The organism is Enterococcus sp. DIV1420a, assembly GCF_051712165.1.
GTDB lineage: Bacteria > Bacillota > Bacilli > Lactobacillales > Enterococcaceae > Enterococcus > Enterococcus faecalis.
Genome location: NZ_JBIOOI010000002.1, coordinates 721627 through 745752, shown reverse-complemented (window position 1 = coordinate 745752; position 24126 = coordinate 721627). Strand labels below are relative to the sequence as shown.

Below are 24126 nucleotides of genomic sequence, written 5' to 3'. Positions count from 1 at the left end.
ATTCGTTAGCACGTTAAACTAATTAATAAATAGACTATAAAACAAGCTCAATAAAATGTCAACTGTAAACGCTATATTTTTTTATTGTAAATTGATCTTTTTTAGCAAACAAAATTCTTAAATTTTAGTTGTAGCTAAATTATTCTAACTAAGGAGAGAAAAATGATTTCAAGTAAATACACTATTAGAGAACAAAATGAAGCTCAAATTCTTAATCAAATTATAAAACATAAAGAAATATCTAGAGCAGAATTAAGCAAGATAACCTCTTTAAACAAAGCATCTGTTTCATCAATTACAAACAAATTAATAAACGATGGACTCATCATTGAAAAAAGGGTCGGGGAAGCTACAAATCGAGGAAGAAAGCCTATTATGCTGACCTTTAACGGTAGTTCCTCAGGTTTAGTAATTGCGATTGATTTAGGATATAACTATATAGACGGAGCATTAGCTTCTTTAGATGGAAAAGAAATTCACAGGGTTCAACTTATTGATACTTATGTTAACAAAAAAAATGTACGAGACTTAATCCACAAAGTATTCAATCAGCTTACCTCTAGTTATCCTCATACCCACCATGGCATAGTAGGTATGGCAATAGCTCTTCAAGGACAAGTTCTAAATAATAAAATTATCAGTACTTCTTACAATGATCTTGCTGAAATCAACCTAGTAGAAATGTTAAACCAAGAATACAACTTCCCGGTATTCTTACAAAATGAAGCTAGTTTATCGGCATTGGGTGAATACACTTTTTCGTCAGATATTGAAAACTTAGCATCCATTAGTCTACATAGTGGTATTGGTGTTGGACTTGTAAAGAATGGTAAATTAGATGTAGGCAATAAAGGTTATGCTGGACAATTAGGACATACTATTTTGTTTCCAAATGGCAGAAAATGCACTTGTGGAAATAACGGTTGCTTAGAAAAATACTGTTCTACACAAGTAATTTATCACGAAATTTCGAAAGAGAAAAAGCTTAATAAAATAAATTCAGATATAGTTTCAAGTCTATATAATAATAAGGAATTAAAAGTTGTTGAAATGATTGAACAATATGCCTACTATTTATCCATTGGCGTTAATAATACAATCATGTTAGATGCACCTGAATTAGTAATTTTCAATAGTCCATTAACAAAGAAAATTCCAGATATGATAAACATCATTCAGAGAAATTTAAGTAATCAGTTTACAAAAGACGTACCTGTTATTAACAGTCCTATTGAATGGAATCCTGTAATTAGTGGTGCTATCTCACTTTCAATTCAAAAATTTTTAAATATAGAACAACTAAAACTCGGTAATCCAAATAAAAATTAATTTAAAAAATATTTTGCTAGATACAACTCTTGCTTTTAAGTTGAGTTGTATCTAACTTTAAAGAGTAATTTAATTAATGATCGACAAAATATTATCGAAACTCTTTAGTTAAAACTATATAATTATCCCTATTGTGTTAGTGGTGTTATTTACACAATGGTAATTTAAAAAATACTTTCATTATCAATTTATTTTTTGAATTATCGAGGCACTATATCCCAACTCTCCTTTCCTACGATTAGTCAAGAGAAATAACGAAGAAATTTTCTAATATTTTTTCTTGTTAAGAAAGCGAACACCTTTTCCACACTAAATAAACTTCTCGAAACCTCTCGCTTAAATTTTTTATTTGAGAGAGAATTGTGACAAACTAATCTTACCTTATTTGCCCATTTAGAACGTGTACGAATAATCGTATCTAGTCCCTCTCCTAATCATAGTATGGAGACACCATTGTAGTTTGTTCATACAAGTTGCAATGGAAACCTTTTCTTTTTTTGGAAAGATTTTTTTAGTTAATTAAATAGATAGATAATTCCAAAAATCGTACAAATAAATATACCTACTAAAAATTAACTTTTAATAAAACAAACTTTTCGTTACATTAAGTTACGGTTCTTCTTTATGAAAAGAATGAACGAACAAATAGCTGATTTATAGGAATTTTCTTTCAATACACTTTGCCATGATAGTTGTTTTTCAGCATGCATTAAAAATTCATCAAAAGAATGACAGTTATTTGTTTCTACCCATGCCATCATCTCACCTAAAATATCTAGTCGTTTCATCGTTTTTCCTTTTCTACCTTAGTTTTTATTGTTTTTAATTAACCAATGGCCATTTAAGAAAATTTAAAATTTCAACAAAATAAGAATATGAAAAAAGAGTCTACATTCTAAAATAGTTATTACTTCTATGGCTATTAGGAACAAACATTCTTATATGTTCTTCTTGATATCCTATATACATCTTATTCCTACTAATAATTATGGGCACTCTAAGCATGTTTGGATTTTCTACAATCATATCTAAGACAGAGTACAAATTTTTTTCATTTAAATCACTATGCTTTATAGTCCTTTTTAATACATCATCCAATCCATTATCGGTTAAAATTAGTATCTCTTTTAATTGTTCTCTCGTGATTCCAACATGGTTTAGCTTAATTTCAAGATATGGAATCATACGTTCACTAAACCATTTGACTGCTTTTCTAGAAGAAGTACTACTGTTATTCGTGTATATTTTAATGTCCATTAAATCATTCTCCCTTCTGAACTATAAAGAATACCTAACGTAAGAAAGTATTAATTTTCTAGTTGTCCTAAAACAATTTAGGTATAACTGTATTACTTATGAATACAATTATACCTAAATTTCTCTATCCAATTCCTCTGTAATAAATCTGTAAATTTTCTTATCAAAAAGCAAATATAGGAGTCTTTTAATAGTATAAAAAAGAATAAGCTTAAGTTTTACAACTACAATGCAAACTATCTAACAATAGATATATTTATTATTCTCAATTGATTTTTACTTTCAACATTACCTAAACTTCTATAAATTAGTCTTTACAATAATCTCTAATTAACTAAGATTTTAAAGATTTTTGAAATTCTATTTGTATACTATCTAGTAGATTGGGGCTTTCTAGCGTTTTTAAAATAAATAGACCAATAATTACTGCTCCTGTTCGAATAACATGATTAATTTGGTTAGGAGATTTCATTATGTCGGTAACTTCTTTTGTGTGCAAAGAAAACTCTTTGTCTGATATGGCAATCATAGGATGAAAAGCGGGGCAAATATAACTAACATTCCCTATGTCTGAACTCCCAGTCGAGTTACCAATCGGTTCCATAGAATGAGGCAAATTAATCTCTTCCATAATTTCATTGATAGCAGCAATTCCTGGAATATTCCAGTTCATATCATCAAAATCTTCCCCCGTTTTTTCATAAAACAAATTTGTATCAGTTGCTATAGAAGCGCCTTTTAAACAATTAATAATCTTTTTAAAGTTTTCTGATAAGTCATATTTGCTTGAATGCCGCATATTGATAACTAATTCTGCTTTGTCAGGAATTATGTTAGAAGCTACTCCCCCTTCTTTTAAAATATATGAAACTCTACTACCATCCTTCATTTGCTGGCGAGCCATATCGATAGCATGACAAGCCAATAATGCTCCATTTAGTGCATTTTTACCTTCCCAAGGCGCCGCAGCTGCATGTGCATTTTTACCAGTAAAAGTAGCACAAATTTCACTTAAAGCTAAAAAGCGACAAGCTGGCCATGTTTGATTACTATTCATATGAATCATCATTACAAATGCATAGTCGTTGAAAACACCAGCATGTGCCATTGTGATTTTATCACCAATAACTTCTTCATTTGGTGATCCAATTAGATCAATAGAAGCTGATATTTCTTCGCCCATTTCTTTTAGCGTCAAGGCAGCCAACAAGCTTAAACTCCCACTTGCACAATGCCCACATGCATGACCAATTTCCGGCAATGCGTCATATTCCATAATTATTCCAATTTTAGGATCGCCAGGTCTTCCTTTAACGACATGAGCAATAAAAGATGTTGAAATTCCTGCAACTTTTTCTTCGATTGAAATACCTTTGTTTTTTAGAATTTCTACAATTTTTTCTACTGATTTAAACTCTTGACCAGAAATTTCTGGATTCATAGCCAGGTAATTGTTAAGGTTATAAGCTATTTCCTCGTTTAAATTTAGTTTTTCTAAAAATTTAGTTTTCATAAGGTTCTCCTTTCATTTATAAAAAAACTAGCTCGTTATAATAGCTACTGTTAAAACGACATTAACAACAATGAAAATTATTACTAATAATTTAGCTGTGAATTTAAGCCATGTTGTATACTCAATACGTGCAATACTTAAGACCCCTAACATGATTGCGGATGCTGGACTAATTAAATTCATCGTTCCAGAACCTGCTTGAAAAGCTGTAATGATTAAATCCTTTGGTACGTGGACAAAGTCACCTAGATTACTCATTATTCCCATACTAGCAGATGCTAATCCTGAAGTAGAGTAAATCAGAAAACTCATTGGAATATAGAATACATAAGTTAAAATTATAAATAAGACTGGTGGTAAACTACTTAGCGTAGTTTCTCCAAAATTTAGTATCGTCGCTGTAATCATACCGTCATTCATGACTACCTGAACTCCCCGAGCAACAGCTACTATCAATGCGACTTGAAGCATATCTTTTGATCCGTTTATAAAGTGCTTAACAATATTTCCCTCATTCATCCCATACATGTAACCAATAAAAACTGCCATTAAGATAAATAAAATCGTAATTTCTGTAAAATACCATTCACCAAAAGCAGGAAAATCTGTACCAATTAGTTTACCCAAAAATGGAATATTAATAACGAAATCACGTAAGTTCATAAAAAAAGAAAATTTGCTATTAATTGTCTGCCAAGGTATTAACCCTAGAATCATAACAATAAATGTTAGAATAAACAAAAAGATTACTTTCTTCTGTTTATTATTTATAATGTTAATCTATTGAAGTTTAAAGCTGGCAATGTCATTCTTTCTTGATGCATAAACCAATGACTTTTTAGGATCTTTTTCAATTTTTTGTGCATAACGGTAAACATATAGAATTGCAATTGTTGTTAATACGACCCATAAAATTAATCTCCATAGAATTCCTTGGCCAGGCGATATGCCAGCTGCTTGTGATGCTACACCAGTAGCAAAAGGATTTACCGTTGAAGCAAGAACTCCGACTGTCGAACCAATCAAAATAACCCCAACTGCCACCAAACTATCCAATCCTATACTATACATAACTGGTAAAAGTAAGGGATAAAACGCTAATGTCTCTTCAGACATTCCAAATGTTGTTCCTCCTAAAGAGAATAGTATCATTAGAACAACGATGAGCCTTTTTTCTTTTCCATGATATTTTTTTACTATAGAACTAATTCCAGCATCTAAAGATCCTGTAGAATTAACTACTCCTAAAAATCCTCCAAGTACTAAAATAAACAATGAAACAGGCATAGCAGCAGAAGTTTTGTTATCTCCGAGCATTCCAACAACAGGTGCTTTAACAATATCCCAAAATCCTTGCTGATTTTGGGTAACATGATGAAAAGTTCCTGGAATAATTTTATTGATGTGCTCCATTTCATACTGTCCAGCAGGAATAATCCATGTTAAAATAACCATAAATAGGATAATACTGAATAAAATCGCGTAAGATGATGGCATTTTCTTCATATTTTTCTCCTTTCATTATTAATATTTTTAAAGTAAGCGTTCTCTTTAGAATTATATCGCAGATTGTCAATAGAAATGCTAAACTTTTTTATTACAAATATGTTACAGAGTTTTTCTTGTTAAATGACAAGATCTTAGGGATTTTTACACTTTTTAAACATGACAAAATAGAGGGTGCCTGTTTGATAATTTTTTTCACCCCCAATTTATGAAACTATTCAATTATGTAACTCAAGCATCAGAATAATAAACTTGTTCTGGTGTTTGATAATTCAAAACTTTTCGTGGTCGAGTATTAAGCATATACACATATTCTTGAATTTGTTCTTGTGTATACGTACCAATATCTACACCTTTAGGAACATACTCACGTAATAAACCATTCGTGTTTTCGTTTGTTCCTCGTTGCCAGGAAGCGTAAGGATCAGCAAAATAAACTTCTGTCTGCAAGTTTTGTTCGATCTCAGAAAAATTGCTAAATTCTTTACCGTTATCTGCCGTAAGCGTATGAACGACTTCATCAGATAGTACACGTGAAATTTCGTTTGCCACACGAGCAGCGGTTCTATCAGGAATTAATCTTGCAAATAAAAAGCGACTTTTTCGATCAACTATGGTAAGCAAGCAACTCTTGGTTCCTTTACAACCCACAACGGTATCTAATTCAAAGTCTCCAATACGTTTTCTATCCCGCGCTTCTTTAGGGCGATCACGAATGTTTTTCCCGCCCCTCATTCTATTAACATCGGTCCGGCGCTTATACTTTTCCCCTTTTCTGCGTAACACTATCACATTTCCGTTGACTAAATCACCTTTTCTAAGCCAACGATAAATAGTTTTATGACAAACGAAGGAATCCTCGGGAGTTCGATAAGTTCCAACAATTTGTTCAGGTGACCAACCCTTTAATAAATCAGCTTCAATTTTTTGTTTCAACGTTAGTGAATATTTCGAACGATTTTTCTTTTGTGTTTTTCTCGTATCGGCTTTGATTTGTGCTAACGAAGGGTTATATACACCTTGTTCATTCGCGTTTCTTTTTATCTCACGAGAAACTGAAGAAACAGAGCGTCCCAAAAGCTCTGCAATCGCTGAATAACTTTTACCTTCCCTTAAAAAAGACGCTATACACGCCCGTTCATCTATGTTAAACTGTTTATAGTTCAAAAAGAGAACTCCTTTCTGTGGTTTAGTTTGGTTTATGGTGATTCAAACTATACACAAAGGAGTTCTTTTTTTCTAGTCTTTTTTATCATTTAATTCTTAAAATAACTTGTTTCAACTTAAAATAAAACATTTATTGTGCATAATTATTATCTATTGTTTCTTAAACAAAATTAATCCAAGTCTAACAGACAAATCACGACATCTTTCAGATAAAAAACACCATCACACAACAAAAATCCTAAAATCAGCCATGCTATTGATCTTGTTTCTATACAAAATTTCATCAAAAAGTACGTAGTTACAAGAGTTATTCCGCTAATAAAAAATCGCTTGACCCTTCTTTTATTTTTCATCTTTATTTACCCCTTGCTTATTTTTAATGAGATCTTCAATAAACAATTTGCACAAAATATAAAAACATAGTGACACTCTAAGAAGAAAGACAACAAACGAAATACCACGATGTATTTTAAAATAATCACTAAAAAAATAATTAATAGCAATATCTACTAGTATCCAAAATATCAATAAGAATATCCATTTCTTTTTTGACTTTGTTTTCACCACAACTCAATCCAATTCTTCCTAGTTTTTTTTATTTATTAAGTCTGATCATTTAGCTAAAACCGTTTCGGAATATAAAGTAACTAACACAAATTACTATAGTAACGTGACAATCATCCAATGCTTACTCTTGTTTCTACTTTCAAAAAAATTAATAGTTATAAAAAGAGAGTAGCTTAAGGCAGGTATATACAACTTCAAACATCAGGAATTTCTTTTTCTTCCAATAAAACAGTAATATTATTATCTACATTTGTACAAGCAAGACTCATTGTTACTGATTTTTTTAATAACACTAAAATTTGTTTTCTTCATCAATTTTGATGAATATACTGCCACCAAAACATGATAACTAAAATAATTAAACTAACCAAAATCAGTACAATATATTCTAGAAATGTAGTTTTTTTACCAGTGTGTTTTTCTCGTTCTTTAGGGTAAATGTAAAACCATTCTCTAAAATATAACCCTAGCCCTAAAATAGCTAAGATAACAATAACTAGAAGCCAAAAATATAATTCCATTAAATCACCTATCCTGTTCGAAAAATATTCAATATTCTATATAGCCTGTAGTTCCACATCTATCAATCGCATCAATTCTTCTAGCAATATAGCTCCCTGGATCAAGTACGTTTCTTATAGTTGTAGATACTAATTGTGTTATAAAATTAATACCTACAAATTGTTTTATTCCCCAAACTGTTAATTTACCAACTATTCTTCTGTTAATAAGATCTATAGCTCTTTTAGTACCAAACTTCCTTATAACCGCTCTAACAGCACCACTACCTATGCCTCCACAAATTAAACTAACTAATAGATTAATACCAGCAGCAACAACTTTAGTAGATATTCTTATCCTATATCTAGCTCTAGCAGCTAAAGCATCTTCTCCATCAATTTTATCAAAAACACTAGAATGGTTACTATCTATTTCTTCAATAATTTGTTCAGTAGCACCTTCTACATTATTATAAACATCAGATTTTGGATCAAATAAATCTAACAATCCCTGTTTATATGCTTCTGCATCTTCTTCTGTAGGCAAATCTGCTAATGCCACTTCTACATCAACAGCTTCTAAAAAATTGGTTAGTTCTTCCTGATTTAAATCTTGAATATTATCATAATCACCTTCTTCGATAGTTTCCTCAAGTTTATTTAAACGTTCATTATCTACTTCAGGAATAACAATATCATCAGAAATATCAGATAATTCTAATGTATTTTCTGCTGCTAATACTTGACTACCATCTAAATTATCGATTAAAAGATTTAAAGGAAACCCTGTGAGAGCAATTGATACTATCGATAGACCAGCAATAAATTTCACTAACATTTTCTTTTTCATATATGACCTCCTAAGTTTGATTAAAATAACTAAAAAATATCTTCGCGGCGAACGCTCTTCTTTTCGTTTAGTCGACTAGTAAAAAAACAAAAGAAAATCATTTATAATGCTCGCTAAGATATTTTTATTATACATAATTAGAGTTCTCTCATTAATCTTATTAAAGATTAATAACTATTCTTATTTAATTTTTAGCCAAACAACTATAGGAGTTGTGAAAAACTTATTTTACATGAAACAAAGAGGAAAAATGCAAGCCTGACAAACTAATCAACAATTTAACTAATATTCTTTCTTTAACGTGTAATAAGCCATCTTAGTCACTTGATTCTCTTTCACTGTTACGCTTAAAAGAATGGTCACATTGACTTTATTTTGGATACATTCTAACAAAATGGCGTATTCATCTTTAGATTCTTCTACTGGCTGATAAATATGTTTGACAACCCCTTTCGAATGTAAGGCATTGCCACTATTTTTATCATCCACATAAATCCCATTTTCTTCCGCCGCTTGTTTACTCATTAAAGGCAACAATTGCTTATTTCGGTCTTGTAAGCCCCGATAGTTCGCATAGGCTTTACCGAATTTGTTTAGAAGTTCTAAGGGGACATCAACCTCTTTTGCCTCTTCCTGGTGTGAATCAGACGTTGTGGCATTTTCTTTTAATGTGATGGAAGATTGATTTGTTGTTTCTTGTTGTTCCTCTTTTTGATCAAACGATAAAGAAGTACCCCCTTTAGCCTCTTGTTCAACTTCATAACCTGCTTTCGTGGCTTGTTCTTCTTGCGGTGCTTGACAAGCTGTTAATAGAAACATGCCCAAACACCCTAAGGCTAAACCACCTATTTGTTTACTTATTTTCATTTTGCACCTCACTTACATTATCCCCATGTATTTTTTTGTTCCTTTTATTATAGCCAACCTACGAAGAATGAAATTCTACTTATTTATCAGTTATTACCGGAGAAAAAGGAGTTTTAATTTCTTCTAGAGATTCAACTAGATTAGGTAAGGTGATTGTGAATGGACACCCGCCGTATCTGGTTTTGACGTGTAGGATTGTTGTAACTGGACAAAATCGGTCAATCACCACTCGATTAGCCTTTAACGAAGCACCTCGAAAAATAACCAGGGATTGATTCATTGTCAGACCTTCTAACGTTAACACTTCTTGATAGGGGCCAAAATGAATACTTTTAATATCGACTAAGCGTTCTTGACTGAAAGACGCATTGTTTACCCGCCCGTAAAGGATCACTCGTTGAATGTTTTTTTTGAAGAAGTAATTAATTCCTCGTGATAACCCGTAGAATGAAACAATCATTCCTCCTAACCACCAAAACAATGTAGGTATTACCAGTCCATCTCCTTTGCCCATTTGGTCAAACGCCGCAATAGAAATACTAGAAGCCGCTGTTAAAATCAATAAGATTATTATTTTTCTGAAGACCATACCTATAGCCATCCAATTTCCTAATTCCTTTAAATAAACTAAAATCAGTTTAGCGACTAAATCAAACACTGTATACACCATAAATAGCTGGCACAAGGCAAGAAATAGCTCATAATTCAAACCTAGTTGAACATGGAAATACAGACACCCTTTCACCAGAAGGAAGAAAAAAAGAAGACCTCCTACATAACGAAGGAACACGCCTAAATGGTAGAGTTGACACCACCAAAATGGCTTAGTGTAACTATTTTCTACTAAAGGACACCACCCTTTTTCATAGAGCTCATTTGAGAAATTGTCTATCGTTTCTCTGAATTCTTGTCTCACTTCTGATTTAAACAAAGTCAAAGGTAGAACCATTAACATCAATTCGAACAATCCTAACCCCGTACTTGCCATACTTTGACTGATATCTGACCAGTTAGTCTCATAACCTATCAGACGTCCGACAACTAAAAATAGGAACAGCCACAAAGTGGCTAATCCTATATAACTCATCGCTTTTATCCCTTTTCGCATACACCTATCTCCTGTCATTTATTTTTTTCGAACAATACTAGACACTTCGTTGAATTCACGCCCCCATTGCCGACTATATAAGGCACAAATCCGACCTTTTTCTGCGTTTTGTTCATAACTAGTAAACTGACCATCTTTGCCTATGCTGGCAATCACGCCCGTATGGCCGAAACTTCCAGGCGATAGCGCTTGGTGAGGGGCATAATTGATAATATCTCCCGGGCGAAGGTCTTTAAATGTTGGGTGAAAAATGACTTGCCAACCATATGAATGCCAATCATAGTCTTCCCCAATTTGCCACGCGTTCATATGACCTGAACCCATCAATTTGGGGCCACCTAATTGATCCACATAATAAGCCGTTAAGCCATAACACTCTTGATTGTAAATAGGTTGTCCGAGTTTCTTTTCTAAAGCGACAATCGTTCCCCCACCTTGGTGCGTATTTTTTAACCCTTGACCTTTAACTAAGCGATTATACCAGCCTTGCGCATTCGCAATTCTTTTTTGTTGTTCCGCTTGATTACCTCCCGTGCCTGCTCGTTCCCACTTTAGTAATAGGTCAATGGTAATGGCGGATAAGTCTTTCCTCTTACTAAAACTTTTCAATAGTTCACTATCGGAACCGTCAAAGTCCCAGGCATACTCTAATTGAATAGTTACGTCTTGCCAATCTTTTTTCTGCTTATGGGCATAGTTAAGGAGATTCACTCGACGTCCCCCGTCATATTGAAACAAACCAAATGCGTACCCATCAACAGCGGGATCTTTAGCCCACGCTTCCTTATAAGAAAGGCTACTTTGAATCGCCTCTGGTCGTAAGCCGCTTTCTGCTTCCACATTTCCTAGCCAGGCACTAACGAATTCTTCTGTGCCCCCGTGGGCTAGCACAAAGGAAAACACTTGTTGTGCGACTCGTTCTTGTTCTGTCGCCGGTTCAAAAGCCATAAAACTTGTCTCTTTCTTCGCGCCAGAAAATAATAAAAGTGGTGAAAACAGACCCAATAAAACAAAAAAGAGACAACCGAGTTTTTTCATTTTATTCACCACTCTTCGTTTGATTAGTTACTGTTTTAGGATTTACAATCACTCTTGGTTGCGGAGACGAACTAGCCAGCGTTTCCACTTGTGGCACACTATATAGTTTTTGCGATTGATTAGTTACTATTTTTGTTGCCTGACGTGCCGCTGTTTGGTGAATTTCTGCCGATAAAAGTGGTTCGGTCGAATTCATGGCTACCTTGGACACTGACGATGGCGGATTAGTTCTATCCGTTTCACCTTTTCCTTCATAGCTTCCCATTGCTTGTTGGGTCACTCTTTCACGCATTACTTGTTGCGACAACATCACGTGACCATGCGTACCAGTGGCTTTCTGACGTTGGATCACACGTTTTAATTGTGCTTGTCGTTCAGGCGTTACCTCAAAAGGTACCGGTGCAAGACCACTAGACGGAATTTTTAAGCGGTGCGGGAGACGAGATTGGCTTACTGTTTCCGGTGGTAAGAACACTGGCATTGCGTTACGTACCCCAGGTGCCTTGGGTGCTACACTATCCGTCGTAGGAATAGGAGCTTGTCCCCCGGCTTGATTGCTTTTAGGTGGAATACCATTCGTATTTTGAGGTGGGGTGGCATTTCCACTTGACTGATTGCCAGCAGTTGCTCGTTGCGCTCCTTTTGCTTTCGTATCGGTAGCCGCTTGACTCAGCCCTTGTTTGGCTTTTACTGCTAACTGTGCGGCTTGTAACCCAGCTTTCATCTGTGGTGGAAGCAATGGAACTTTAGTAGCCGCAGACAATGTTTTGTTCGCCAATGATAACCCTTTTCGTTTAAGTTCTTGCGGCGCTTGAGCCATCTCTTTCGCTGTTTGTTGCACCGCTTGTTTTCCTTGTTTAGGCACATTGGCCACATAGCCCAAGCCCATTTTTTCAAAGAATGCCGTACGTTTTTTCCATAAAACAAACAAAGCTACAGCCTTCAATACCCCGTTCGCCAAATAAAGAGGTAACGACGTCGGCGCCACCAAACCATCAATTAAATTAAAGAGTAAGAATAAGGCCACAAAACCAATCGAAAGAAAAGCTTTACCAAACAACATCGCTACCAAATTCCCAAAGGTTTTATTCAATATCCGTTGATTTTTAGTTGGTAACAAGGCCATCATTAAATTAAAAGGTAAAAACAAAAGTAAAAAGAGGGCGACAATTTGGAAAATAAACCGGGTAAAGACCATGGTCAATAACGGAATCCCAATCGCCAAATTCCCAAAAACACTGGTGATACTCACCATTATTTTAAATGGCCCGTGTGAAATATCTAAATAACTGCGGGTATTTTTTAAATCCCCTTCTTCCTTTTCGAATTGTTTTTTAGCTTCGTCTAATTTCTCCTCTAATTCTTCGCTAGAACCGTCCACAAATTCTCGAGGATCAATGCCTAATTTTTCTAACTTCCCGACATCAGTGGTTCCATAATTCATTAATAAGTACGGTTCAACAACCGCTTTTTGAAAATAAAGCGTACTTGCCGCCTTCGTTGGATTCGCGTTAAGTTCTGTTAGTGAAACGGTTCCTGTGTCACGCCCAGATACAAACGTACCGGTTGCCTGCAGTAAAAAGCTTTCCACACTATCCGCTACATTTTCAATCGTTCGAACATAGTAACGCCCATCTTGACCACTTTGATTTTGTAGACCACCAAACCAACCAATCGCAATCACCAACACGAGTAGAAAGCGCCAGGCTAATCGTTTGGCTTCCTCCCGTCTATTCGTTAAAAATTTAAAGCCAATTGTTCCGACCAACACTAACACCAAGAAATAACCTAATGAATTCGGTTTAGAGAAATCAAACGCCGTTTGGTAAATCTTTTGAGAAAATAAAAAGAAGTCATCTAGGTAATCTAAAAAGACATTCTTTTGATACATCAAGGTCATTAACCCGTTAATGGCTTCAAAAAGTAAGGTGTTTAAACCAAACCCAATTAGACAAGTCATAGTGAACCAGTTTTGTGCCAGATCCCCTAGTAACTTAGCCAAAAAGCCATCGGTTTCAAAGAAAACCGGTAATAAGCGAGATAAATCTTTTTCTTCAATCATTCCTAGTTTCCCTCCTTTACCTGGTGCCTAGGGATAGTTCTTCCGCTTTAGAAAAGGCTGTTTTATCCACTGTTTTTAGACAAGCCGCTATTTCTTCAAATTGACAATGTACATTTAATTTGGCGACATCACCGACTAAATCACGGAACCAACACTGACCTTTAATCATATGTTGCATTTCCTTTAGATTCGTTTCATTTACTTCCAGACCTAATAACCGTAAAATATTTTCACGGTCAGTCTCTTCATCAAAACAAAACAGTAAGCCAAAGTTTCCTGTCCCATCTTCATTCAACACATCTTTAATGAATTGGGTATCTAAAATCATTTGATTTTTATAACTCCGACCCACACGTCCCATTTCTTCAATCAAAGCCGCCCCTTTTTGCGAGTTGGATAACGTCCAAGCTTCAGTGAAATAAATTGACGTATTTTTATGACGATCACGAGAACCAAATTTCACACAAAAACGGGATAAAGCAATCATCAAAGCCAATGACCGACGGTCTTCTTTCGTATAAGCCTGGGTATCTTTATCCGGTAATTTCAAATCTTTAATTTCTAAAACCGAGACACGTTTTGAAAAATCTAACCCTGGGTTTTCACCATACGAAAAAGCCAACCGCATATTGGTTGCTAAAATTTGGTGGTGTAAGTACGCCCCATATTCTTTCACTACTTCATCTGTCGCATGGGTTAATTCTTCAACGACATGTAAGGAACCAACGGTTTCTCCTGCTAATTTCCGCTGGTAGACGGTTTGAAACGCATCATGAATCGCATTGGACACTTTCGCTTCCTCTTGTCCAGTTAAATTAGGGAGTAATTCCTTTAACATGTCATCAATCGTTGTTAACATTTCTTCAGCGCGTGTTTGGAAAACAAACGGATCTAACACCCCGAAATTGGCGCTTGATTCTGCATCTAACGTCACATAATGGATTCGCCGTAAATAATCACAGAACCAAGGATACGTTTGTTGATAATAAGGATCCTTTAGCACGGCTTCAAACGCTTGTCGTTTTTCCGCCTTAGGATCCACAAACAAACACTGCACATCAAATAGGCTGGAATACAAGAAAATAATTCCAGCTAAAAAAGTTTTTCCTTTCCCACTTTTACCAGTAATGGCAATATGAGGCGTATCATACAATGCCCCAGCAATTCCTTCCGCAATCGCTAGTGGATTTAAAAACACATACCGTGACGAATATTCCACCAATTCTTGTACGGTTTGCCCTTTCAAGCTTTCGCCAACGGTATCAATACGGCCAATATAAAAACCGGAACGCATACCAATGTACTCCGCCGTGGCAAACGCATATTCACCTAATGCTTCTGCGTTACTAGACGAAATCCAACTTTTTTCAGTTAACGGTACCCCAGGCAATAGTTGGTAAAACAACCGCATTTGGTCTTTAGTCGCAAGGGAAACCCCCACTTTTCCTTGTAGGAGTTTTTGTAGGCCTTTTGCGCGTTCAAGGATCTGTTCAACGGTACGTCCATATACAACCAAGCAATCTAAATGTTTAAACAACGGTTCCTAATCATCCATTTCATCGCGTAAATATTTACTTAAAAACCGAAGAATCAAGTTCTTTTTCCCTACTTCTTCTTGATGGTAAGCCGCGTGAGATTCTTGTTCTTTTAATTTTCCTTCATTAAAATGCAACTTTAGCCCCACCATTTTGGGGTCGGACGTCTGTATTTTAGAAAGAAATTCCACTGGAAACCCTTGTTCTTCTGCGAAACGATGTAAATCTAAACCAGCCCCATGATCAGGTAAATCATAAATCGGTAAAATCTTGACATACGACGTGCCTGTTTCACTAGATAGTTTTAAAACCCCGGTGACTGTTTCCCCGTTTTCTTTTAGGAACTCGCTGCTATCTACTAACGCCTGACCGGCTTCTTGAACATCATAAAACAAGACTTCTTCTTGTACTTTATGAGGTTGATTACGAATAAAGGGAGAACGAGTATGATACAAGAGTTCTTCATGGGTCAGACGTTGTCCGCCATGTAATCTCATGGTTGTAAACAGATCTTCTTCGGCTTGTCGGACGTCATCAAAATAAGACTGCGTACTCTCAAGTTCAAAACCTAGTAATCCCATCACACCTACCGCTACCTGTTTTAAGGCGGCTTTAAACGCTGATTTCAAACTAGTCGTTTCACGATTGGATGAAATCTTTACCTCTACCAAATAGCCCCGCTCATAAATCAAGCCATTGTCTTTTTCCAATAGCGTAATACTATTGTCTAAGTAATGTTCTGCCAGCTTCTCTTCACCAGGCGCAAACATCGGTTTTAACTCTTTCGCTTTACTATGCATATCTAGATTCCTAGGTAGCCCACTGTACATAAAATCTTTATAAGGTGCAAGAGCTTTGGATAGCCGCGCCGTATCTTGATTCACTTCTTGTCGTTTTTGGGGATTATGACGCGAGACATTGGTGGGATAAACTTTATAAAAAGCCCACACCTCATTGGTGCGGGTCAATAACAGATTATCTTGGTGTTTTTTATAGGGTAATTCAATTTGCACATGAAGTCCTCCTTGTTTTTTTAGTGATCATTTATTTCATCACCTTTGTTATGTTGAGAATCATTGTCATCATAGAGAACAAAAGTGTTTTGAGCATGTTCAATACGGTTGGCGACAACTCTTCCTTGACAAATCTTCTTCTTAGGGCGATACCATCGGAAATAATACACCACAGAATCCCATAAGTAGTAATGAATTTTCTTGCCCTCTGGGCGCACCTTATTGATTAAAGTAACACCTCCGAAAGGCGCTAGACCATAAAAGATCCAATACGCTAAAGAAGACGTTTCGCTCAAATGTTCCACTATTCGATGAAAGAACAACCAGATAAAAAGAGCCACTACCGCAAAGGTAATGGCGTCCATCATAGCGACAGCAAATGGTAATCGAAAATAATTACCAATGTAACGTATTTTTATAGGTTCCGTAAATAATCGAGTGTAATGATACGGTTCACGTTCCATTCTACTTCCCTCCAAATACTTTGCCAACAAGTTGTGCCAACGCATCTAATGGTTTTCTTGGATCGCCTAAAACATACCAAGCAAGACCAATAATCAATAAAGAAATGGCAATTTTTCCAATCTTTCCTCCGACACCATGCTTAACAAGCATAAATATACCTGCAATAATTACTGCATTTTTCCCTTGCGTTAACACAAAATCAACTAATGTACTTAAACCCATGGTTTTTCACTTCCTATTCTTTTTTTACTTGGTTGTTTTTGCTGGAAAATGGCTATACTCGTCCACAACATAGCCCTGATCCGTATTATGAATTCTTAATTCAAATGATTCCTCTTGTTCCAACGTTAATTTAGGCAATAAAAAAAAGACCGTGCCGCCCACTACATAATGGTCACCGTCTTTCTTCGCAATAAAAGGTTCGCCTAAGCGGACAAATGTCACCAGTCCCTTTAAACCCTCTGGTTTGGTCATCATATAGCGCATATCCTCAGCGGAACTCGTGCTATACTTCGTAAAAAATTCCGTCACGAATGTTTTTAAGCGTTCTGTCTCTGCTTCTGACATATTTTCTAGCTCTGTTAGGTGTTGAAATGTGCGACCTGTTACTTGATCATTAGTCATGGTCATTGGGGCAATAGAAGGTAAAGCCATAATTCGAATCGCAGTATCTTCTTGTACATAGGGAATTCGTAAAATATACGTATCTTCCGCTTCGAAAGGGACTGTTTCTTTTTCAACAATGGTTTTCTTTTCTTCTTTCCCTGCCCGTTTTTCTGTAACTTCTTTTTTCACTTCTTGTTCTTTTTTACCGGATACTTGTAGTGTGACTTTCATCAGCGCCACCGCTAAGCCTTGGTCTTTTTCCAGTGTTAATAAGCGGCTATTTTTTAATCGCACGGTTTGTTTCACCGTCTCTTCTGGTAAAGAAATATCTTTTGCCCAATAAGCTTGTAAAGCTTGTTTGCGTTTGGCCATTTCATCAGAATCAGGACTTTTTGTACAGTACAATTGGACAAAGTTTTCTAAAAAAACATCCAATTGCGGATTATCTTGGGCAAAAATTCTCTTTTCAGTGGCTTTATCGTCTACCAGTTGAATCGTTGATTTCAGACCGGATAATTGACCAGTCACATTAATTCCTTGAAAAAGACCCACTAGCCCAATCATAATAAAAAGGCCGAGTAAACTAAACAATCCAATCGTAAGGTGTTTTACTGGCCATTTTTTCTTTTGTTTTGGTAAAGCTGAAGGGGACTTTTTTAGTTTACGTTTAAAGCCCGTAAGTAATTCTTTCAAACAGAAAACCTCCTTGTTTATTTTTTTTAATTAGAGCGCGGCTTGTAGCCAATGCATTTCACTCATTTGTTGCAATTGTTGTTTAATACACTGTACGTCTGCCAAACTTTTCTCAAAGTCTACTAGATAAGCTTTCACTTGATGAATCACTTCATCAATAAACATGCAAAAACGAATAAAACGTTCTTCGGCTTCTTGTTGCAGAGCTAATTCTCGATTAAAACGATCTACATAGCTATTCCCATAAGTTCGAATGCGTTCTTCGAAGTAATCCAAGTCCACTTGAAACACGTGTTGTTTCATGATATTTATCTTTTCTTCGTACGACAACACCTTTTGACACCAAGCATGAATCGCTGATAGTTGCATGCTAGTTGGTGCTCGAATCTCTGCTTCAATCTCATCTAGCCGTTGAATAAATTGAGTAACTCGTTTAGTGGCGTTCATTTCATTTCACTCCGTTCTTTTCTTTTTTAAACATAACGATTTGTTTTTCAAAGGTTTTTAAAAACATTGATTTAGTTACTCGATCAGCATATGTCCGTCTATTCACTTTGTAACCCGAAGATAAGAAACCTTCCTTGTAGAAATAATAGAAATAACTACTATACATTTTTTCACCTGTCGGCGTTCGTGTATAGCGTCCTTCTACAAATACACTGGTGATAGCTGATAATGAGAATTCTGCGCTAAACTCTTTTTTCACATTAAAAGGAATATCGCTTAGCCCAATATTTCCTAAAATAAATTGTTTATGTTTCTCGAAATAAACAATATCTTCCTCATCAATTGGGATTTCATCAACTATGAATCCATGCAATCGTAGCATTTCAGGAACTGGTACTTTTGAATACTTTTGGTAAAATTTGCTATGCTCTCTAAAAATTGGCATAATATTTTGATTCATAAAATACAACTCCTTTCCATTTTTCTGTAATATTTATGGTATCTTTCTATAAATTCTTCCCTTAACTCTTCCAACCATACTAAAAAATTTAAAACGGGTAGGCATCCTCTAAATCAAATGTTTGGCTCATGTATTCTCTTAAAGCATCATTATTCCCATTCTCTAAAAGTAAATCTTTTGCATCCAAACAGACCATTTCAATCATTTCTTCATGTTTTTCTTTTAGTTCTGCTGAATCAATCCGTTCCATTAATTCATTTGTCCCCATATAATTATCAACCAGTTTAATCATTTTTAAGGAAGGGGCTAAATAATTTGATAACCACCGAAGTGTTTTTTCAATAGACGGCTTTTCACCTTGAACAGAGAGTTTTAACCCGTCCATTTTATCAATGACGTTATACCATGACTGACAAAAAACTTTCATTCCGTTTTTCATTTCATAAACATTTAATGAAGCATTGATAACTTCCTTCACTAGCCAATCTAAACTTTCTCCACTCGATAGAAAATATTCAACAAAGAGGAATGCTTTTTCATCGGCCAAACGAATTTCATAGCGGTTCTTAATTTCATGTTTTAAACGAGCATCTTCGACTGACATTTTTTCTTTTCGTGCTAACTCGTAGTCTTTTTGATAAAAGTTAAAATATAGCGGCGATTGACGACTGCCGAAATAAAGAGATAGTCCTTTATTCACCATTTTTCCACCTTCATAAGCAAAACCACCGTTGAAATCAAAATTTTTAAAAGTTGTGTCAACTAATCCTTGTTCCATTTTTTCTTTTAAGTCGTACAATTCAAAATTCTCTTCACCCTCAACAATCAATTCATCAAGCGCAATATCAATTCGAGTGATTTTTGTATCTACCAAAATACCTTGACCAAAAATATCATCATCGTAAAGCGAACGAAAAAATTCTGTCCACGATCGGTTATTATCTTCCTCAAAGATTTCTTCTAATTGACGACAACCTTCACCTGATAAATCTAACATGATCCCCATATTGCTCTCTTCTGGATTTCTAAATATCCGAATCGAGCCATAATAAAAGGTTTCGGTGTAGTGATAAAACCCTCTGTTTTCATGAGTAAACCAGTTCATATCCATGTGAAGAATTTTTTCAATAACTGTTTGAACACGCATTGTTTTAAATCGAATTCTCAAAAAGTCAATTTTTGCTTCTACCGAAGCATGCCCACCATCTAAATTCAATACATCAATAATCTTTTGTTCCATTTCTATTGTTATCGAACGTTTCCCAGATTCTAATTTTGAGTAGAAACCTTTATCAACCGATAATAATTTACACATATCAACTTGCCTTAACCTCAATTCTTTTCTAAGTCGCTTTAAATCAACACTCCTCATCTACTAAAACCTTCCTACCAAAAAGTTGCCAACATATACTAAAAAAGTTGCCAAAATCTCAATTGCTCAATCCCTTGCGGGAGTAAGCATTCAAACTACTTTTTTATACGGTATGTTTAATTCTACCCCCATGTTATAAAAGGGGGGTAGAATTAAAAAAGGTGGGCATTCGCCCACCTTACGGCTGTTCATTCCAAAAGGATTTTATGTTGCTAAAAGTTGGTGGGGGCTCTCGCTTCGCTACGCCCCCACCAACTTATCACTAGCAACAATCCTTACAATAAACAGCCGTCAGTTTTCCAACAGTTTTTCCAATACGACAATCCTTTCTTTTAATTCAGCGTTTTCTGCTAAAATCGACTGACTTAATTCAACTAGTTCTTTTATATCTCTTTTCATATTTAAAAAAGACTTTTTATCAAAATAATATTCTCTTCCTTCCTCGGACATAAATACACTTGTCATTGATTCTTCTAAAGGAACATTACTTTCTCTTAAACTTATAAGCTCTTTAAAGTCTTCCACATCTTTAACAGAAAACACTTTATAGCTATACGTATGACCCGAACTATTTTTCGCATATCTACGTTCAAAACGTTTATCAGTTACTTTTTCAATTTTATTTGCCCAGTTTTTTAATGTTTTTAATGCAATTTTATTCTCAAGCTGTAAAATCACTTCCTCAAACGAAAACATGTTCTACACCTACTTACCAAACATTTCTTTCCAAGCAGAATCCATGTGCTCCTTAAATCTTGTTTCTAAATACTTATCAACTTCTTGTGACGTTGAAAATTTCTTTTCCTCAACTGGTCTATCTTCATCATAAAAAGCTTCTGTATCTAAAATAGAAGTCACTAACGACTTATAATCAGACAATTTATTATCATCTGTAACTCCTTCCTTCTCAGCTCTACTATCAATTTCTTTAATAATTTCTTGTTCCTTTTCTTTTATATAACTTAACATTTGTCCTTGCGATTTAAATTTCACTTTCTTTTCCTCCCTCATTCAAGGCAAAACTTACTTCTTCAACAATTTTTGATCCTTGATTATCCATAAATTATATACGGCAACAGAATCCAGCAAAACAGCTTTAACCGATTTTTTCACTCAATTTATTCAATTTTGCTTTTTTCAATTCTAATTCTTCATCAATTTCTGCGAGAGCTTCTTTATCTACATGCTTAGCTATTTTTTGAGATACTTCTTCTTGTACTTCTTTTGATGCTTCTGTATAACCTAGCTCTTTTGAAATTTTGATAAATTCTTCAATAAAATCAAAATCCGCTGGCACTTGTGGACTGTAAAATTCCCTTGCTACTGAACCACCTAAGGCAACATAGCCACGACCGTAGACTTTTTGTCCGTCAATTTTTTCAACGTATTTGAATTTTTTATTTTTGTTTTCATCACCAAAAATCATCCAAATACCAGTTTCGGATAAACGGCCAACAGACATACGAAACATAAATTGATCTCTTAATGATGTTTTGATAAATTCACCATCTGGCCTTTGCATAGCAACTATAAAGAAAATCCCTGCTTGACGAGCTTTTAAGATTAATTGCGTTAAATACTCGTCAACTTCTCCGTCCGTTGCATAATCATTGGCTAACTCTGCTTTAAATGCCGCAAATTCATCTACGATAATAAATTTTGGCTTAAATCCATAGTAGGCATAATTTTTACCCATTTTGACACCAGGGCTATTATTCATCTTTTTAAAACGTTCATCCATTAACTCAACTGCATTTTTTAAACAGTTAGTAATATCTTTTTTTCCTGTATGCACTTTTCCTGCAAACATCGGCAATTTACCTAGTGCCATTAAATCAGAATTTTTAGGGTCGCAAATTTCTATTTCACCAACACGACATAAAGCATAGATCAAAGAAAGAATGGTAAAAGTTTTGCCTCCTCCAGTTCCTCCTCCAATCAACATGTGCGGGTCTTTATCAAAATGCCAATACAAGCCTTTCATCAACTGCACTTTGCCTTTATCTGCTTGCATATCTCTAATAGAAATACGTTTACTGTACACATCAGTTGCTAATTCATACATTACAAATCCTTTCTCGCTGGTCTGATTTAAATTATCCGCATGCAAGGCTGTTTCTAAAAAACCGCCGATGTTTTCAAACTTTTCTTGAAATTTATTACCAGCTGTTTCAAATGAAATGAAAATACTATTTTTTGTAGACTTATAATAAATTTTTGGAAACTTAATTTTTTCTTTTGTTTTGCCGTCACTAGTTTTAACTTGTTTCTTCGTATAATACCCATTGTCAAGAATCATACGTGCTAGCACTTGACGTTGTTCTACTTTAGAAAAATACCCTGAATTGATAATCGAAGCTTTAACAAGAAATGTGATTAGTACGATTGAACCTATCGAAATACCCATAATTATTAATGCTGGCACAACATACACTTTCCAATCAGGCGGATTTGAAAGATACAAAGGATAAACCCATTTATAGCCCATAAAATAGCCTAAACATGCTAAAATTGGCATAAAAAATAACACTCGATAGAGTGCCAACAAATTTCTGGAAGAATAACGAATTCTTCGACCTCGGTATCTAAATAATTTTTTCAACATATAAGCTACCTTCATCAAAAATAATAAAATCAAGCTTTCTTATTTTTTTAGGTAATTGTATACCCAAGACACAAAAGCCTACTTTTTGTTCAAAGGAAGTTAAATATACAACTCGAACAAATGTCATTCGATTAGTAAATTTAAAATCATCATACTCCGCTAAAACCAGTATATCTCCAACTTGAAAATTTCTATCGTTTTTTCTAATTTCAAACGTTTTTAATCCAGAAATAACATCATTAAAATAACACGGTTTAATTTTTAACACATGGAATCTTGGCAAACTCTCAAAAAATCTCAAATATTCTTCCATTATTTCCCCTGCCTTTTCCTTAATTCAGCAAGTGCTTGTAAACAAAATTCTTTATACACTGGAATATATTCTGTAGCCATACGATAAATCTGACGTTCATTCATTGTGCTATACGAATGTGCAAACATATTCCTCATATTCCTAAGTCTTTTCCAATCAACTTTACCACTATTTTTCTCTTTAAATTCTTCTGAAAAGCCACTATTCCCAACAGTATATTCACCAATTTGCATTAAACACATACTGATTGCATTAAAAAACACTCTATCATGATAGAAGGTTTCATAATCCCTTCCAAAACGATTGAGTGTCTGTTCTATATCTTCAATGTAGATCAGCGTTCCTCTTAACAAACGTAAATCCTTAGCTTTATTATCTCTCAAATACCTTTACACCTTCCTTTAAAATGGTAGCCAACAATTCTCTTCTTTCAGGTTTATCTTGCGTTTCAACAAGAGTTTCTAGCTCCACTAAATCAATCTCATGCGCTACAGCTTCTTTTAATTCTTCAAAGAAATCTCCATACAAATTCCAATAGGCTTCTTCTGATTGTCCTGTAATATCTACAGCAAAATCAATATCACTGGTTTCTTTTGCTTCATTACGTGCATAAGAACCAAAGACATAAACGACTGGGACATTGTGTTTTTCTGCTATAGGCTTCACACGTTCTTTAATCTCTTTCATTGTCATTACCATTTTTTCACCTCTTCTAACGTCTATTCTAAAGCCATTATAAGCCATCAAACAATCACAAGCAATTTACCACACTTATTCCTACCGAATATTCTCGAAAACACACTTTTTTCAAAACCCTCAAGCAACAAAATTTGACTAAAACTGTTACTCATTT

At 34.8% G+C, this 24126-nt stretch carries 24 protein-coding genes and 1 pseudogene; 1 reads left to right on the top strand and 24 read right to left on the bottom strand.

Annotation, left to right across the window (positions count from 1 at the left end):
* The first annotated feature begins 162 nt into the window (after positions 1–162).
* Positions 163–1329: an ROK family protein gene (locus IGI80_RS14975; protein ID WP_438724097.1), complete on the top strand. Its 1167-nt coding sequence runs from the start codon at positions 163–165 to the stop codon at positions 1327–1329.
* Between the two features lie 599 nt (positions 1330–1928).
* Here the strand turns inward: IGI80_RS14975 and IGI80_RS14970 are convergent.
* The 24 genes and pseudogenes from IGI80_RS14970 to IGI80_RS14855 all read right to left on the bottom strand — a co-directional run bounded on the left by IGI80_RS14970 (position 1929) and on the right by IGI80_RS14855 (position 23972).
* Positions 1929–2117, bottom strand: coding sequence for a hypothetical protein (locus IGI80_RS14970; protein WP_438724096.1), 189 nt, complete (start codon positions 2115–2117; stop codon positions 1929–1931).
* 100 nt (positions 2118–2217) lie between these two features.
* On the bottom strand, positions 2218–2586 hold the full coding sequence (locus IGI80_RS14965; RefSeq protein ID WP_438724095.1) for an ArsC/Spx/MgsR family protein: 369 nt from the start codon (positions 2584–2586) through the stop codon (positions 2218–2220).
* Between the two features lie 334 nt (positions 2587–2920).
* Positions 2921–4099 (bottom strand): amidohydrolase, encoded by a 1179-nt coding sequence (locus IGI80_RS14960; protein ID WP_438724094.1) that lies wholly within the window; start codon positions 4097–4099, stop codon positions 2921–2923.
* 27 nt (positions 4100–4126) lie between these two features.
* Positions 4127–5605: pseudogene (locus tag IGI80_RS14955) on the bottom strand (YfcC family protein).
* A gap of 231 nt (positions 5606–5836) precedes the next feature.
* Positions 5837–6772: an IS30 family transposase gene (locus IGI80_RS14950; protein ID WP_438724093.1), complete on the bottom strand. Its 936-nt coding sequence runs from the start codon at positions 6770–6772 to the stop codon at positions 5837–5839.
* Positions 6773–7888: 1116 nt separating this feature from the next.
* Positions 7889–8689 (bottom strand): hypothetical protein, encoded by an 801-nt coding sequence (locus IGI80_RS14945; RefSeq protein ID WP_438724092.1) that lies wholly within the window; start codon positions 8687–8689, stop codon positions 7889–7891.
* Positions 8690–8971: 282 nt separating this feature from the next.
* Entirely contained in the window at positions 8972–9556 is a 585-nt protein-coding gene (locus tag IGI80_RS14940; RefSeq protein WP_438724091.1) for an EF0163 family protein, read from the bottom strand.
* Between the two features lie 79 nt (positions 9557–9635).
* A complete protein-coding gene (locus tag IGI80_RS14935) occupies positions 9636–10664 on the bottom strand; it encodes a hypothetical protein (protein ID WP_438724090.1) in 1029 nt (342 codons plus the stop codon).
* An 18-nt stretch (positions 10665–10682) separates the two neighbouring features.
* Positions 10683–11702, bottom strand: coding sequence for a phage tail tip lysozyme (locus tag IGI80_RS14930; protein WP_438724089.1), 1020 nt, complete (start codon positions 11700–11702; stop codon positions 10683–10685).
* Position 11703: 1 nt separating this feature from the next.
* Positions 11704–13764 carry a CD3337/EF1877 family mobilome membrane protein gene (locus IGI80_RS14925; RefSeq protein WP_438724088.1) on the bottom strand — a complete coding sequence of 687 codons (2061 nt, stop codon included), beginning with the start codon at positions 13762–13764 and terminating at the stop codon, positions 11704–11706.
* Positions 13765–13780: 16 nt separating this feature from the next.
* Positions 13781–15301 (bottom strand): ATP-binding protein, encoded by a 1521-nt coding sequence (locus tag IGI80_RS14920; RefSeq protein ID WP_438724087.1) that lies wholly within the window; start codon positions 15299–15301, stop codon positions 13781–13783.
* A gap of 6 nt (positions 15302–15307) precedes the next feature.
* Entirely contained in the window at positions 15308–16312 is a 1005-nt protein-coding gene (locus IGI80_RS14915; protein ID WP_438724086.1) for a hypothetical protein, read from the bottom strand.
* A gap of 20 nt (positions 16313–16332) precedes the next feature.
* Entirely contained in the window at positions 16333–16776 is a 444-nt protein-coding gene (locus IGI80_RS14910; RefSeq protein WP_438724085.1) for a TcpE family conjugal transfer membrane protein, read from the bottom strand.
* 1 nt (position 16777) lies between these two features.
* Positions 16778–16999 (bottom strand): TcpD family membrane protein, encoded by a 222-nt coding sequence (locus tag IGI80_RS14905; protein WP_438724084.1) that lies wholly within the window; start codon positions 16997–16999, stop codon positions 16778–16780.
* A 24-nt stretch (positions 17000–17023) separates the two neighbouring features.
* The gene (locus IGI80_RS14900) at positions 17024–18076 is read right to left on the bottom strand and encodes a conjugal transfer protein (protein WP_438724083.1); all 1053 of its coding nucleotides are present in this window, start codon (positions 18074–18076) and stop codon (positions 17024–17026) included.
* 30 nt (positions 18077–18106) lie between these two features.
* Complete coding sequence (locus tag IGI80_RS14895) at positions 18107–18523, bottom strand: hypothetical protein (protein WP_438724082.1); 417 nt, start codon at positions 18521–18523, stop codon at positions 18107–18109.
* A gap of 1 nt (position 18524) precedes the next feature.
* Positions 18525–18983 (bottom strand): hypothetical protein, encoded by a 459-nt coding sequence (locus tag IGI80_RS14890; RefSeq protein WP_438724081.1) that lies wholly within the window; start codon positions 18981–18983, stop codon positions 18525–18527.
* An 88-nt stretch (positions 18984–19071) separates the two neighbouring features.
* Positions 19072–20355: a replication initiation factor domain-containing protein gene (locus tag IGI80_RS14885; protein ID WP_438724080.1), complete on the bottom strand. Its 1284-nt coding sequence runs from the start codon at positions 20353–20355 to the stop codon at positions 19072–19074.
* A 291-nt stretch (positions 20356–20646) separates the two neighbouring features.
* Positions 20647–21051, bottom strand: coding sequence for a hypothetical protein (locus IGI80_RS14880; RefSeq protein ID WP_438724079.1), 405 nt, complete (start codon positions 21049–21051; stop codon positions 20647–20649).
* A 9-nt stretch (positions 21052–21060) separates the two neighbouring features.
* On the bottom strand, positions 21061–21348 hold the full coding sequence (locus IGI80_RS14875; RefSeq protein WP_438724078.1) for a hypothetical protein: 288 nt from the start codon (positions 21346–21348) through the stop codon (positions 21061–21063).
* 103 nt (positions 21349–21451) lie between these two features.
* Positions 21452–22960, bottom strand: coding sequence for an FtsK/SpoIIIE domain-containing protein (locus tag IGI80_RS14870; RefSeq protein WP_438724077.1), 1509 nt, complete (start codon positions 22958–22960; stop codon positions 21452–21454).
* A complete protein-coding gene (locus IGI80_RS14865; RefSeq protein WP_438724076.1) occupies positions 22941–23273 on the bottom strand; it encodes a DUF3850 domain-containing protein in 333 nt (110 codons plus the stop codon). The genes IGI80_RS14870 and IGI80_RS14865 overlap by 20 nt, the downstream gene beginning before the upstream one ends.
* The gene (locus IGI80_RS14860) at positions 23273–23656 is read right to left on the bottom strand and encodes a HepT-like ribonuclease domain-containing protein (protein WP_438724075.1); all 384 of its coding nucleotides are present in this window, start codon (positions 23654–23656) and stop codon (positions 23273–23275) included. The genes IGI80_RS14865 and IGI80_RS14860 overlap by 1 nt, the downstream gene beginning before the upstream one ends.
* The gene (locus IGI80_RS14855; protein WP_438724259.1) at positions 23646–23972 is read right to left on the bottom strand and encodes a nucleotidyltransferase family protein; all 327 of its coding nucleotides are present in this window, start codon (positions 23970–23972) and stop codon (positions 23646–23648) included. The genes IGI80_RS14860 and IGI80_RS14855 overlap by 11 nt, the downstream gene beginning before the upstream one ends.
* Between the last annotated feature and the right edge of the window lie 154 nt (positions 23973–24126).